The sequence below is a fragment of the Arsenicitalea aurantiaca genome (assembly GCF_003994485.1).
GTDB lineage: Bacteria > Pseudomonadota > Alphaproteobacteria > Rhizobiales > Devosiaceae > Arsenicitalea > Arsenicitalea aurantiaca.
This window is the reverse complement of sequence record NZ_RZNJ01000004.1, coordinates 34,054-47,518: the sequence shown is the minus strand read 5'-3', so window position 1 is coordinate 47,518 and position 13,465 is coordinate 34,054. Positions and strand designations below refer to the sequence as shown.

At 60.8% G+C, this 13,465-nt stretch carries 12 protein-coding genes; 5 read left to right on the top strand and 7 right to left on the bottom strand.

Annotated features, from left to right (window positions below; genetic code table 11):
* Window positions 1–3: 3 nt before the first annotated feature.
* From rfbB to rfbA, 3 genes are read left to right on the top strand one after another with little or no spacing between them, the layout of a single operon-like run.
* The gene (rfbB, locus tag EMQ25_RS11520) at window positions 4–1,062 is read left to right on the top strand and encodes a dTDP-glucose 4,6-dehydratase (protein WP_127188743.1); all 1,059 of its coding nucleotides are present in this window, start codon (window positions 4–6) and stop codon (window positions 1,060–1,062) included.
* Window positions 1,059–1,913: a dTDP-4-dehydrorhamnose reductase gene (rfbD, locus tag EMQ25_RS11515; protein ID WP_127188742.1), complete on the top strand. Its 855-nt coding sequence runs from the start codon at window positions 1,059–1,061 to the stop codon at window positions 1,911–1,913. Before rfbB ends, rfbD begins: the two co-directional genes overlap by 4 nt.
* Complete coding sequence (rfbA, locus tag EMQ25_RS11510; RefSeq protein ID WP_127188741.1) at window positions 1,910–2,791, top strand: glucose-1-phosphate thymidylyltransferase RfbA; 882 nt, start codon at window positions 1,910–1,912, stop codon at window positions 2,789–2,791. The genes rfbD and rfbA overlap by 4 nt, the downstream gene beginning before the upstream one ends.
* 457 nt (window positions 2,792–3,248) lie before the next feature.
* On the opposite strand, the gene EMQ25_RS11505 is transcribed toward rfbA, so the two are convergent.
* From EMQ25_RS11505 to EMQ25_RS11480, 6 genes are all read right to left on the bottom strand, one after another.
* Entirely contained in the window at window positions 3,249–3,665 is a 417-nt protein-coding gene (locus EMQ25_RS11505) for a GlcG/HbpS family heme-binding protein (protein ID WP_127188740.1), read from the bottom strand.
* Between the two features lie 221 nt (window positions 3,666–3,886).
* Window positions 3,887–4,972 carry an ABC transporter ATP-binding protein gene (locus EMQ25_RS11500; protein ID WP_244606570.1) on the bottom strand — a complete coding sequence of 362 codons (1,086 nt, stop codon included), beginning with the start codon at window positions 4,970–4,972 and terminating at the stop codon, window positions 3,887–3,889.
* Between the two features lie 13 nt (window positions 4,973–4,985).
* Window positions 4,986–5,810, bottom strand: a complete 825-nt coding sequence (locus EMQ25_RS11495) for a carbohydrate ABC transporter permease (RefSeq protein ID WP_127188739.1) — start codon at window positions 5,808–5,810, stop codon at window positions 4,986–4,988.
* Window positions 5,807–6,682, bottom strand: coding sequence for a carbohydrate ABC transporter permease (locus EMQ25_RS11490; RefSeq protein ID WP_158626064.1), 876 nt, complete (start codon window positions 6,680–6,682; stop codon window positions 5,807–5,809). The genes EMQ25_RS11495 and EMQ25_RS11490 overlap by 4 nt, the downstream gene beginning before the upstream one ends.
* Before the next feature lie 55 nt (window positions 6,683–6,737).
* Window positions 6,738–8,033, bottom strand: a complete 1,296-nt coding sequence (locus tag EMQ25_RS11485; protein WP_127188737.1) for an ABC transporter substrate-binding protein — start codon at window positions 8,031–8,033, stop codon at window positions 6,738–6,740.
* Between the two features lie 44 nt (window positions 8,034–8,077).
* Window positions 8,078–8,758 (bottom strand): FadR/GntR family transcriptional regulator, encoded by a 681-nt coding sequence (locus EMQ25_RS11480; protein WP_127188736.1) that lies wholly within the window; start codon window positions 8,756–8,758, stop codon window positions 8,078–8,080.
* A gap of 68 nt (window positions 8,759–8,826) precedes the next feature.
* Between EMQ25_RS11480 and EMQ25_RS11475 the strand changes: the two genes are divergently transcribed.
* Complete coding sequence (locus EMQ25_RS11475; RefSeq protein ID WP_204570008.1) at window positions 8,827–10,074, top strand: enolase C-terminal domain-like protein; 1,248 nt, start codon at window positions 8,827–8,829, stop codon at window positions 10,072–10,074.
* The gene (locus EMQ25_RS11470; RefSeq protein WP_127188735.1) at window positions 10,071–11,771 is read left to right on the top strand and encodes a GMC family oxidoreductase; all 1,701 of its coding nucleotides are present in this window, start codon (window positions 10,071–10,073) and stop codon (window positions 11,769–11,771) included. Before EMQ25_RS11475 ends, EMQ25_RS11470 begins: the two co-directional genes overlap by 4 nt.
* A 316-nt stretch (window positions 11,772–12,087) precedes the next feature.
* On the opposite strand, the gene EMQ25_RS11465 is transcribed toward EMQ25_RS11470, so the two are convergent.
* Window positions 12,088–13,029, bottom strand: coding sequence for an ArdC family protein (locus EMQ25_RS11465; protein WP_127188734.1), 942 nt, complete (start codon window positions 13,027–13,029; stop codon window positions 12,088–12,090).
* Between the last annotated feature and the right edge of the window lie 436 nt (window positions 13,030–13,465).

Sequence of the window (13,465 nt, the reverse complement as noted above, 5' to 3'; positions counted from 1 at the left end):
GCCATGAAGCTTCTCGTCACAGGCGGGGCGGGCTTCATCGGCTCTGCTGTAGTGCGGCTGGCGGTCGCGCGAGGCCATACTGTTGTGAACCTAGATGCGCTTACTTATTCCGCCAATCTAGCCAACGTGGCGTCGGTGGCGGATAGCCCGTCTTACGCCTTCGTACAGGCAGATATTCGCGATCGTGCGGCGGTTGACGCGATTTTTGCCGCCCATCGGCCCGATATTGTGCTGCATCTAGCAGCTGAGTCCCATGTCGACCGATCAATCGACGCGCCTTCCGACTTTATTGATACCAATATCACCGGTACGTTCAACATGCTGGAAGCCGCGCGAAAATATTGGGTGGCGGAGGGCCTGCGCGAATGTTTTCGCTTTCATCATGTCTCGACCGATGAGGTGTTTGGCTCGCTGCCCGCTGACCCAGATTTGCAATTCACGGAAAACACGCCCTACGATCCGCGCAGTCCGTATTCGGCCTCCAAAGCTGCGTCTGATCACCTTGTGCGCGCTTGGTATGAAACCTATGGCTTGCCAGTGGTGCTGAGTAATTGCTCAAACAATTATGGCCCCTATCACTTTCCCGAGAAGCTGATCCCGGTCATCATCCTGAGTGCGCTGTCGGGCAAGCCGCTGCCAATCTACGGCGACGGCAGCAACATCCGCGACTGGCTCTATGTGGAGGATCACGCCGACGCGCTGCTCTTGGTGGCCACTAAGGGAACACCGGGGCGCAGCTACAATATCGGCGGCGAGAACGAACGCACGAACCTTCAACTGGTGCAAACCATCTGCGCCATACTTGATCGGCTGCATCCGCGCGCAGCTGGCAGGTATGCCGATCTAATCACCTTTGTCGCCGATCGTCCTGGACATGACGCGCGCTATGCGATCGACCCCACGCGCATCCGCACGGAACTCGGGTGGCGCCCGTCGGTCAGTGTGGAAGAGGGGCTAGAACGAACCGTATTGTGGTATGTAGAGAACAGGGACTGGTGGCGCCCGCTGCTAACACGTCACGGTGTGGGTCAGCGCCTGGGCACAGCAAAGCCCACCACATGAGCGGCCTTCTGGTGTTCGGTCGCACGGGCCAGGTCGCAAAAGAACTGCAACACCTGGCCCAAGTGCAGGCTTTGGGCAGGGATGCGGCTGATTTGTCTGACCCTGCTGCCTGCGCCGCTGCAATCTATGCACACGGTCCCCGTGCAGTAATCAACGCGGCCGCCTATACCGCCGTGGACCGCGCCGAAGAGGAAGAGGCTCTGGCTACGACCATCAACGGCGCGGCGCCCGCCGCCATGGCAGAGGCCTGCGCCGCGTTGGACATTCCGCTAGTGCAACTTTCTACAGATTACGTCTTTGCGGGTATTGGCACACAGGCCTTTGCGCCAGACGATACCACTGAGCCACAAAACGCCTATGGGAGGTCTAAGCTGGCAGGTGAGCAGCGTATTCGTGCGGTAGGCGGCAGCTACGCGATCTTGCGCACCTCATGGGTGTTTTCCTCTCATGGAAGCAATTTCGTCAAGACCATGCTTCGGCTCTCGGAGAGCCGGAACGAGCTGAGCGTAGTGGATGACCAGTTCGGCGGTCCAACCCCTGCGCGTGCCATTGCCGCCGCCTGCCTTGAAATCGCCAATCAGCTTTGTGCCGGCCGAGACAAATCCGGCACGTACCATTTCAGCGGCGCGCCAGATATCAGCTGGTGCAATTTCGCCCGCGCGATTTTCATGGAGGCCGACCGTCCAATTGGCGTGAAGGGTATTTCTACGAGCGACTACTCCACGCCTGCCAACCGTCCGCTGAATTCCAGGCTGGACTGCAGCAGCACTACAGCGACATTTTGCATTGCCCGCCCTGATTGGCGGGCAGCGCTTGCAGACACATTGACCGAGTTAGGTATTTCCACATGACAAAGCGCAAAGGCATTATTCTGGCCGGCGGGTCGGGAACCCGCCTCTATCCCATCACTCTAGGCGTCTCTAAACAGCTTCTGCCGATCTACGACAAGCCTATGATTTATTACCCCCTGACGGTGCTGATGCTGGCTGGCATCCGTGACATCATGGTGATCACCACCCCCCACGACTCAGATCAGTTTCAGCGAACTTTGGGTGATGGCAGCCAGTGGGGCATAACGTTGCATTATGAGGTACAACCCAGCCCCGACGGGCTCGCACAGGCTTTTATTCTGGCCGAGGAGTTTCTGGCTGGCTCCCCCGCAGCTATGGTTTTGGGCGATAATATCTTTTTCGGCCACGGCCTTCCCGAACTGCTGCAAGAGGCGGGAAAAACCACTCATGGCGCCACCATTTTTGCCTATCGCGTGGTCGATCCGGAACGCTATGGCGTGGTGGAGTTCGACGAGGACGGCATGGCAAAAAAAATCGTCGAAAAGCCGGCCGCGCCGGCTTCGAACTATGCCGTGACTGGGCTCTACTTCGTCGATGGCACGGCACCCGAACGAGCCCGCGCCGTGCGCCCCTCCGCCCGAGGCGAGTTGGAAATCACCACGCTTTTGGAGAGCTATCTTATCGCTGGCACCTTGACCGTGCAGAAAATGGGCCGCGGCTATGCTTGGCTGGACACCGGCACCCACGCGAGCCTGTTGGACGCAGGAAATTTTGTGCGCATCCTGACCGAACGTCAAGGTCAGCAATTGGGAAGCCCCGACGAAGTAGCCTTCCAAATGGGCTGGATTACCAATGACCAGCTAATCAACCGAGCAAGGCAGTTCGGGAAGAATGACTACGGCGCTTACTTAAACGTCACAGCGCAAGGACAAAGTTAGTTTGGCTGGTGGGAAGGGAAATCGGCCAGCTTGCTCGAGGCCGCGGCACACCTTGGTGCCCTTGCGCGACGCCAAACACATGCAATGGCGCGGAAGGTGAGCCAGTTCCTGCGCAGACGGAAGCAGAGCCGTACCTGCTATCGGCGTCGTCAGTAGGGCCAATGCTGGCGTTGGTGTCCTTCATGAACATGATCGGGTTCATGCCGATCCTGGCCGTGGTTTCGTCGGCACGGTCTGAGACGCTTCAGCAAGCATAGGTAGAGCCTCGACACTAACGAACCGAGCGATACCCCCGGACGCAACGCTCCAGTGCGGTCGCGGGTCCGTTGGAGCTCTGCAGGCATCTCCTCGGGCCAGCCGGGCCGCGCTACCCATTTGAGAAGGGTGCCGGACAAATCAGGTAGAGGTCTGGTTACAGTGCCAACAGGCTCTTGGGAGCCGAAGGCACCGCTCGGTGCTACTGAGCATACTCAAGACCGAGCTCTTCCACAGCATGGATGGCGCACGCTTCGTCGGTGTCACCGGCATCACCCGAAACGCCGATGGCGCCGATCAGCATCCCTTCGCGAAGCAGCAGCAGGCCGCCAGGCGCTGGCAGTAGTCGGCCGTCCAACAAGCTTGCAGCGGCGGCGAAGAATTCTGGTGCCTGTGGTGCACGTTCGGAAAGAGTGCGCGAGCCGAGGCCGAGGCTTAAGGAGCCCCATGCTTTTGCCTGGGCCAGGGCCAGCCGCGCAAAACCTGCCCCGTCCTCACGTGCGCCGGCTACTTGATGGCCGCCGCTGTCGAGTACAACTGCCGACAGGGGCCGTGCACCCAGGCGTCGTCCCTCTGCGAATGTCGCCTTCAACAAGGCAAAAGCAATGTGAAGCTCCATCAGTTGACCTTTCGTGAGTTTGGGCGAATGGGCGCTAGGCTTTTCAAAAGCCGATGCCGTGGCAAGTATTGTCCTCCGACGCCACCAAGCGACCATGCCGGCCGCGGCGTCGGCGTAGTCCTACAACTGACCTCGAGCCCCAATGTTCCGGGCGATGGCAAAGCCAGGACCCAGCGCCGCCGCCGGCCACATCGTCGTCAAGATCGATGTGGGTAAACTTCTTAAACTGATAAGCCCGTTTGCGTGTCGAAGAAGCGAACCTTGGCCGGGTCGGATGGGCGCAGCCCCACCGCGCCGCCGGCGCTGAGCTGCACGGTTGCGGGCAGGAAGGCCGAAACCAGAGCGTCGCCCACATCTATGCGCACCAAGCTGCGTGAGCCGAGAAACTCGACCGTTCTTACGATCCCCTTTATTGGCGCGTTTTCGGATGGGTCGTGCTCGATGTTTTCGGGGCGGATGCCTATCGAAAGCTGCTCTGCCGGCACCCCGACGGTCGCGGGAAGCGGCAGGGAAAAGCCTTTGCCGACAAGGCTGCCGCTTTTGCTCTCGCCGTTGAGAATGTTCATTCCGGGCTCGCCCAGGAAGCGCGCCACGAACAGATTGGCAGGACGGTCGTAGAGGTCCCGGGGCGTGCCGACCTGTTCGATGCGTCCCGCCGACATGACCACGATCAGGTCCGAAAGGGTCATGGCCTCGCTCTGGTCGTGAGTGACGTAGAGCATGGTCGCGCCCAGACGCTGGTGCAAATCCTTCAGTTCCGAGCGCATCTGCACCCGCAATTGTTGGTCAAGATTGGAGAGAGGCTCATCGAGCAGGTAGACGGTGGGCGTGCGCACCATGGCACGGCCCAGCGCGACGCGTTGACGCTGTCCGCCGGAAATTTCCCGAGGGTAACGGCTGAGCATGCCATCAAGGCCCAACATGCGCGCGGCAGTGCGAACCTTGTTGTCCACTTCGGGTTCGGGTGAGCGGCGTCGGCGCGCCCGCATCGGAAACGCTATGTTTTCATAGAGGGTCAGGTGCGGATAGAGCGCGTAGGACTGGAAGACCATGGCTATGTCGCGGTCAGCTGGCTTGACGGTCGTGACATCGCGATCGCCGATCAGGATCTGCCCTTCAGTGGGCATTTCCAGACCAGCAATCATGTTGAGCGTCGTGCTCTTACCGCATCCCGAGGGCCCCAGCAGGGTGACGAACTGGCCGGGCGCGATGGTGATATTTATGCCTGAGACGGCTCGAACATTGCCATAGCTCTTGCCGACATTGATGAAGCGGACCGATTGCGCTGTCGATGCGTTGCGTGGCACTGCGTTCACCGAATTAGCCTTTCACCGAACCATCAGCGAAGCCGCCGATGAGATATTTACGGAACAGGAGGAACATGACGACGGGGGGGATGGTCGCAATGATGACGCCAGCCATCAGCGCGCCCCAGTCCCTGCCGTGGAAACCCTGGAAGAAGATCAGAGCCACCGGCAGGGTGCGTAGGCCCGGCGTGTCGACCATCGTGGTGGCGGTGACATAGTCGTTCCAGGAATGCAGGAAACCGAAGGTCGCGGCGGCCAGAAGTGCTGGCTTGGCGCCTGGCAGCACGACCTTCCACACCGCCTCGAAACGCGAGTACCCATCGATCTGCGCCGCCTGTTCGAGTTCGCGTGGGATGGTGTTGAAATGCGACCGCGTCACCCACACGGCGAAGGGCAGGATATGGCCGGCATAGAGCAGGGGTAGCGCGACATAGGTGTTGTAAAGTCCCATATTGACGAAGAGCAGCTGGGTGGGCAGCAGCACGGCGAAGCCGGGGACTGCCATGGCACCTACGAAGAGGACCAAGACCAGCTGCTTGCCCGGGATGGGGTATCGCGCGAGCGAATAGCCAGCCACGGTGCCAAGGACCAGCGCGACCGCCACCGCCAGAAAGGCGTAGAGGCCGCTATTGAGAAAAGCCCGGTGTACACCTTCCGAGATCAGGCGGGCGTAGTGGTCCAGCGTCGACACCGAAGGGATGAGCTCGGGCGGCACCTGGAAGATGCGATTGGTCGGCTTGAGCGAGGTCGAAAACGCCCAGACGATGGGGCCGAGGGCGACCAAGGCTGCAAGAAGACAACCCAGCAACAACAGCCCGTTACGGGTTCCGGTTTTCATGCGGCAGCTCCCGGCTGCTTGCCCAAGATTTTGATGTAGAGGGCGATGAGCAGCATGTTGATCATGAACATGACGATGGCGATGGCGTTGCCGCGCCCCTGGTCGAGCTCCACAAAGCCGGTATGGTAGAGCAGATAGCCAAGCGTCGTGGTCTGACGGATCGGGCCACCGCCGGTCAGTCCGATAATGGTCTGGACCTCGTTGAAATAGCTGATGGTCAGCATGGAGATGACGATCAGCAGCGACGACGCCAATAGCGGCAGAGTGATCTTGCGGAACGCTTCCCAAGCGCCAAGGCCATCCATGGCGGCTGCCTTGTAGAGATCACGTGGGATTTGCCCGAGCCCGCCCGTAAGGATGATGGCGGCGAATGCAAAATTGCGCCACACCGCGATCAGTATCAGCGTCGGCATGGCGAGGATCGGGTCGGTCAGCAGGTCCTGCGGCGGCATGCCGAAGGCGGCAAACACGGCGCCGACAAGCCCGCCGGGCGAGGGGACCAGGATCCATTTCCACAGCAGAGCCACGACGATCGGGCTCATCGCCCAGGGCACGAGGAGGACGGTGAGCAGGATGCTGCCCCATTTACCGAGGCGTCGGATGCCCATGGCCGATACCAAAGCCAGGGGGACGGCAATGACCAGGGAGCCGAAGGTGAAGATCAGGGAACGGCCCATGGCCTGCCAGGCGAAGGGATCGCGGAACAGCGCGACGTAGTTCTGCAGGCCAACATAACCTTCATCGCCAAAGAAGAAGACCTGTCGAAGGCTGAGATAGAAGCCATAAAAGGCCGGAAGCACATTGATCGCCACAACGAGGATAAGTGCGGGGCCGACAAGTGCCGACCCCACGATTCTGGTCTTGCGGGCCACTGAGTCCAGGGCGCGGGAAGAGTCCACCGAAATCTCAACGGCCGTCGTCATCGCACTACCAACCCAGCGTTGCCTTGGCTCGTTCTAGGATGGCGCTCACATCCTCGTCGGTGCCGATCAGCTCCTGAAGCGCGGTGTTCATGATCGGGAAGACCCTGGTGATGTCGGGCAGCTTGGGTGGGAAGGTCAAAGCGCCCGGTGCGTCGAGCAGCGCGTTGAACACGGCGATGGATTCGGCCTCGGGGGTGCTGAAGAACGGGTCGGACTGAACGGAGCGGCGGTCTGGCACCAGCCCGGCGGTCTGCGCCCACTGCATCGAAGCTTCCGGCGTGTAGAGCGCTTCCACAAAGGCGGTAGCGGCTGCCTTGTTCTCAGATTTTGCCGAAACACCTACTGTCCAATAGGGCCCCAACAACACAGCCGGAGGCCGATCACCAAAGGCCGGCCAGGCCGAGACGGCAAGATCATCGGGGTCATAGGCGGCCGCTATTGACTTGTACTGGGCAAACCGTGGCGCGAAAGCCTGGACGATGGCGAAGCGACCCGCGGCGAACTGGTCCTGAATATCGTCGCCCATTGCGTTCAGCAGCGTGGGCGAGAGAGCGCCGACAGACACAAGCTGTCGGACAACATTGGCTGTTTCGACCGCTTCGGGTCCGGTGACATCGAATTGTCCGGTCTCGGCGTCAAAGATGCCCGGACCGAAACCGGTCATTATGTTGATGAACGCTGAGACGCTATTATCATTGGTAGGCAGGCCGAGGCCAAGACGGTCGCCGCTGGTCAGCCTGCCGGCGACCGGGATGAATTCGTCCCAGGTCAGCGGCGGTGCATCGAGCCCGACTTCGGCCAGCGCGTCCTCGCGATAAAAGAGTACCTGCGCGGGCGATGGCCAGAGCGGCAGGGACGTGCGAACGCCATCGATGACCGATTTTTCTGCGAAGACCGGATAGAGGTCGGGGATGACATCGCTCTGAAAGGAGGCGGACAGTTCGTCGTTGAGATCAGCGAGCGCTCCGCGCTGATTGACCAGATCGAGGAAGGTGTCTCGCATCCAGATGATGTCGGGCGCCCGGTTCTGGGCCGAGGCCGCAACGAACTTCGTTTCGAGTTCCTGGAAGGGTTGAGATTCGACTTCAACCGACACGCCCGGATTGGCCGCGACAAACGTCTCGATCAGGTCGCGCAGCACGACTTCGCGTGGCGACTGGCCTTCGGCGCTGAGAAAAGTCCAGATCCGGATGGTGCCGCTGTGCTCCTGAGCAAGAGCGATTTTGCCCATGGCGGGCAGCAGCGCAGATGCTGCTCCCAGCTTCAAGACCGTGCGTCGATCCAGTTTACCGATACTCATTGCAAGTTCCTCCACTGCTTGAATTTTTATGATTTCGCCGGGGGCTATCGCTCCAGCGTGCTCAACACACGCGAGCGCCCATTCAGTAGGTGCCGTCGGATCTCGGCCCGAGCGCGATCTGCGTCGCGCGCCGCGACGGCATCGACGATGCCGCCATGCTCGAGGGAGATCAGTTCCCGGCGCTCGGCCAAGGTCAGAAAGCCTCGCTCGGCCGACAGGCTGCTCCACCTGAAGATGTGAGAAGTGAGCTTGCCCAGCGCGTCACTGAGCTTGGGATTATGCGCGCAGGCCGCTAAGGCCGAGTGGAAGGCGACGTCTTCCTTGTCGGCATGGTTGCTGGCGAGCTGGATGATCAGGTCAGCCTGGGCTTTTTGCAGATTGGCAAGGTCCGCGTCAGTGCGGCGGTCGGCGGCGAGGGCCGCAACCTCGCTTTCGAGCGCCAAGCGAACTTCATGCCATTCGGCCAGATCGCGCATGGATTCGATGGCCGACAGGCGCATCATTTCAGGGGAGCCGTTGTGCACGGCATAGCTTCCCGAACCCTTGCGAGAGCGCACCATGCCCTCGGCGCGGAGGCGCGCCAACGCTTCCCTTATACTGGCGCGCGACAGGCCGAACATATCGACGAAGTCGGATTCGGCGGGCAGGCGCTCCCCATCATCCAGTTGCCCCATATAGAGGACCAGCTGGCGATAGGCACTCTCACTGCGACTTTCAGTTTCCATGTTCCTTAGACACCAATATCCGTTGACGGGCAGATTGTTGTCTGACTAGAATTGTTCTGTCAGACAGCTTGGCTTTTGGCAAGCGAGAATTTCTAAGGGATGAAATGAAAAGAATCATTGGCGCACGGCCCGGCTGGCGCATTGCCAAGGTGGAAGTCCACGAATTTGACTATGTCGTGGATGGATTGGGCATGGATGACAGTGGCAATCGCTGCGTGATGAAGGGCCAGCAGAGCCGCCTTTCAGCCTTTGCCGTCGTGATCGAGACCCGGGACGGTGCGCGCGGCGAGTATTGCAGCGTCCATAGCGGCAAGAACGGCGCCATGGTGGGCCAGGTCAAGGCGCTGGCCGGCCAGATCCTGGGCGAGGACGCCGAGGAACGCGAAGCAATCTACAACAAGCTCAAACGGTTTCACCGCCACTATATGGCAATTGGCCACTCGGCATTGGACATCGCGCTGTGGGATCTGGCAGGCAAGGCTGTCGAGAGATCGGTATGGCGATTGCTGGGTGGGTATCGCCAGCGACTGCCCACCTATGCCAGCACGCTCAATGGCGGTCGACATGGCATTCTCGATTCTATCGAGGCCTACGCGGACTTCGCTGAAGAGTGCCTTGCTCTTGGCTACCGAGGCTACAAGATCCACGGCTGGGGTGAAGGCAACCCTCGGGAAGAGGCTGCCAATCTGCTGTTCTGCGCCAAGCGCGTCGGTGATCGCATGGCGCTGATGTATGATGCGGCCAGCGAATTGCAGACTTTTGCCGATGCCATCTATGTCGGCAAGGCCTGCGACGAGGGCGGCTACCTCTGGTTCGAAGATCCGTTCATGGACGCGGGGTGGTCGCCCCACGCGGCGCGCCAGCTCAAGGAAAGTGTCCGGACGCCGCTCATGCTGACCGAGCATGTGCGCGGGCTGGAGGCCAAGGCGTCGTGGATCGGAGAGCGCGCCACCGATTATATCCGGGTCGACCCTGACTATGACATGGGGATTACCGGCACCATGAAGACCGCACATCTGGCCGAGGCCTTTGGGCTCGATTGCGAGATTCACGCCGCTGGGCCGGCGCAGCGACATTGCATGGCCTCGATGCGTAATTCGAGTTGGTACGAGCTCTCTCTCGTTGCCCCAGGTGTGGCCAATCCCGTGCCCCCGGTTTTTGGCTCGGGCTATAGCGATGCGCTCGAAGACATAGGCGCTGATGGCTGCATGCCGGTTCCGGACGGTCCGGGACTTGGCGTCGAATATGACTGGGACTACATCATCGCCAACCGCACTGCATTTCAGCAGTTCGTCGTCACGGATGACCGGCCGTGACCTCAGGCTATGATTTCGTGATCGTAGGGGGCGGCTCGGCGGGCTGCGTCCTGGCCAATCGTCTCTCGGCCGCCAGCGCCCATCGTGTCCTACTGATCGAGGCAGGGGTCGACCATCCGCCGGGTCAGGAGCCGGACGCAATTCGCGACGTCTATCCGTATCGGGCCGCTTTCAACCCGTCCTATCAGTGGCAGGATCTAAAGGCGCATCTGCTGCCCGTTCCGCATAACGATCCGGATCGACCGCCCTTAAAGGCTTACGGCCAGCCGCGGCTGATTGGCGGCGGTTCGAGCATCAATGGCGAGATTGGAAATCGCGGTCTGCCGGTGGACTATGATGAATGGGCCGAATTGGGGGCCGCCGGGTGGGACTGGCAGAGCGTGCTGCCATACTTCCGAAGGCTCGAAACCGACATGGACTATGAAGGTCCTTTCCATGGAGACGATGGCCCCATCGCCATCAGTCGGGTTTCCGAGAACCAGTGGCCCGGCTTTACCCGGGCAGCGACGGCGGCCTTTTCAGCGGCCGGCTACAGAAATATCGGGGACCAGAATGGTGTCTTCGAGGACGGCTGGTTCCCACTTTCGCTGACAACCAATCGCCACCAGAGAATTTCCGCGGCCATGGGTTATCTCGATGCGGCGACCCGCGCACGCCCCAATCTTACCATCAGGACCGATTGCACGGTGGACGGATTGGTAATGGACGGGCGCCGTGTTGCCGGGGTCAGGGTGGGAGCGGAACAGATCCTGGCGCGGCGGGTCATCCTGTCGGCCGGCGCGACGCGGTCGCCGATCTTACTGCTCCGCGCCGGCATCGGCTCGGCCAATGAACTCCACGCAGCTGGAGTTCCGGTTCTTCACGACCTGCCTGGCGTGGGCAGAAATCTGCAGGAACACCCCTCCATAGCCATGTCATCTTGGATTCGCCGGGGATCGCGCATGGGCAAGGTCCCCCGCCGCCATGTTCAGGCAGGATTGCGCTTCTCGTCCGACCTACCCGACTGCGGGGCAAGCGACATGTTTATGGTCGTGGTCTCCAAATCGGCATGGCATCCGGTGGGCATTCGCATCGGCTCGCTGTTCAGCTGGATCAACAAACCCTATTCGCAAGGCTTTATCCGGCTCGATCCAGGCAATCCGAATGGCCAGCCGGATATGCGCCTCGAAATGCTGTCCGATCCGCGCGATCTGGCGCGGATGAAGATCGCAGTGCGCAGAATGGCAGCTTTCTACGCCACCAATGTTCTGCAAGCGGCGTCGGCCCACCCCTTCGCCGCTACGCATGGCGCCATGGCGAAGCTGGTTGGCGACGTCAATCTGCGCAACTGGGTCGCCACTATGGTGCCCGCCCTCCTTACCGATGGACCGTCCAGGCTAAGGGATTTTGTCATCGACCGCTTGTTTGCAGCTGGTGACGATCTGAGCCTAGCTCTGCGCGACGACGATGCCATGACGGCGCTCGTGCGCAAGCATACGGTGGTGGGATGGCATCCTTCCTGTACCTGCCGCATGGGGCGGGCCGAAGATCCACTCTCGGTTACCGATGCGCGAACGGGGCAGGTGCACGGTATCGACAACCTGCATGTTGTTGACGCTTCGAACATGGTGCGGGTGCCCCGTGCCAACACCAACCTTCCGACCATGATGCTGGCCGAAAAACTGGCCGACGGAATTCTGGCAATGACTAGCCATTGATCTGACGCCTACCCACCGTTCCGCCTGCCGCACGAGACCATCTCGGCGGCATGGGCACTGTTAGATGGTCTAGAAATGGCCAGCTCTGCGCCAAGGCTGCGCTGTTGATCAGTGTGTCGGTTGGTCAATTGCCTGATCGCTTGACTTTTCTCATGGAGATATCGGCGCAAGCGCAGATCGGCGGCAGGCCGATCTTGTCCTACATCCCCAGCGTTTGGGCTATTGCGAGCTTTGGCTGCGAAGCACTGGCAGGAGGTCATTCCGAGGAATATGGCCTAGACATCGCCGCAACCATGCCTTCGACTGCGCCGCTGCGCTACGAGGCAGCGGGTGAGGGGATCGGAACAGAGAAGGGTGCGGCCAGCCCAGTAAGGTAGGTCGCTGCCTCGGAGGCCCTGGCAGCAGCGGTGAACAAGGCCCGGTTGTCGGACTTCAAGAGCTTCAGCCAGTGAGCCAGATAGGCTGCATGGTCAGGTCGCGGACTTTGCGTCACCTGCAGCTCGGCACAAAGGAACGCCGAAGCGATTTCGGCGACAAGCTCCTCGGCTGCGTAGGCATCATCGCCGAAGCGCTCGCCGAACCGCCTGTTCAAGCGAGCGGGCGCACCGGTCCAATGCGCCAGTTCGTGCAGCAGCACAGAGTAATAGCTTTCAAGGGGCGATGAGGTAGGTGTGCCCACGAAGCTCTGCTGGTCAGGCATGACGATCCGATCGGCGCGACGATCATAATAAGCCTCGTCACCGCCATGGTGGATTTCGGCTTTGCTGCTGGCGATTAGGGACGCGACTTGGGAAACAGCTGGGACGGGCATGTCCTTCCCGCACGCAAGCTGGACCGTCTCGGGCAGAACATAGCCTTCGACCTGATCCGCGTTAAAGACGATCGAGAGGCGCGCCACGCGGCGGCGGCCATCATCGTCGGCATTCTCTGGATCGGGTTCGACGTCGTAATCGCGGTAGAAGATGATCGGCGTGCCTTTCTCACCTTTCCGCACTTGCGCGCCGAGGTCGAGCCACTGGCGATAGCTCGCCCAGGAGGATGTCGTGTAGCCAGCGGCAAAGGCGGCACACCAGAGGCTGATGATGTTGACCCCGTTATAGGGCTTCGTTGTGCGCGCATTGGTGGGGAGGGTCATTGGGGCCTCGGCACGCCGCCAGGGCAACACAGGATTACCCGGATCGGCTTCAATGGCGGCAATGAGCTGAGTCGTGATTTCGGCGTGAAGATCGCGTCGAGCTGGAGGAGAAGAGGTGCGCATGGGGAACTCCGCTGTCGGAGTTCGGGCTTCAGGCGCAGAGATTAGAAATTGCCACCTTGGCGGCTGATTGTGGATGGTGAGGCTGCCGGCGCTACCACCAGGCCGCACTTGGAGTGTCTGGTGCATCAGGGCGTAAGGCTTGTCAGGAACCAGCGAAGCTCATCAGGGGAGTGGCCGGAATATCCTTCTCAATCACCTCGTCCCGCCGCTTGAGCCCCCCGCGCCGACCACCGCCGAGCCTGTCTGTTTCCGCTCCCACACCGCAATTGAGGCTGCGTCCTCCGTTGCCCAAGCTGCACTCGACCCAAGCCAGTTGACTGCGAAGCTGGTTCCGACCAGCGCGACGATTCAGATCCTCGGCGTCAGATGCCACCCAATCGACAGAGCAAGGTCTGTCAGCTCGCGTTGAGGTGCTAGCCTGTCGTCACTCACCGGA

Coding starts and splice junctions, on each gene's coding strand:
- rfbB (WP_127188743.1), top strand. CDS start 4: ATGAAGCTTCTCGTCACAGGCGGGGCGGGCTTCATCGGCTCTGCTGTA.
- rfbD (WP_127188742.1), top strand. CDS start 1,059: ATGAGCGGCCTTCTGGTGTTCGGTCGCACGGGCCAGGTCGCAAAAGAA.
- rfbA (WP_127188741.1), top strand. CDS start 1,910: ATGACAAAGCGCAAAGGCATTATTCTGGCCGGCGGGTCGGGAACCCGC.
- EMQ25_RS11505 (WP_127188740.1), bottom strand. CDS start 3,665: ATGGAGCTTCACATTGCTTTTGCCTTGTTGAAGGCGACATTCGCAGAG.
- EMQ25_RS11495 (WP_127188739.1), bottom strand. CDS start 5,810: ATGAAAACCGGAACCCGTAACGGGCTGTTGTTGCTGGGTTGTCTTCTT.
- EMQ25_RS11485 (WP_127188737.1), bottom strand. CDS start 8,033: ATGAGTATCGGTAAACTGGATCGACGCACGGTCTTGAAGCTGGGAGCA.
- EMQ25_RS11480 (WP_127188736.1), bottom strand. CDS start 8,758: ATGGAAACTGAAAGTCGCAGTGAGAGTGCCTATCGCCAGCTGGTCCTC.
- EMQ25_RS11465 (WP_127188734.1), bottom strand. CDS start 13,029: ATGCGCACCTCTTCTCCTCCAGCTCGACGCGATCTTCACGCCGAAATC.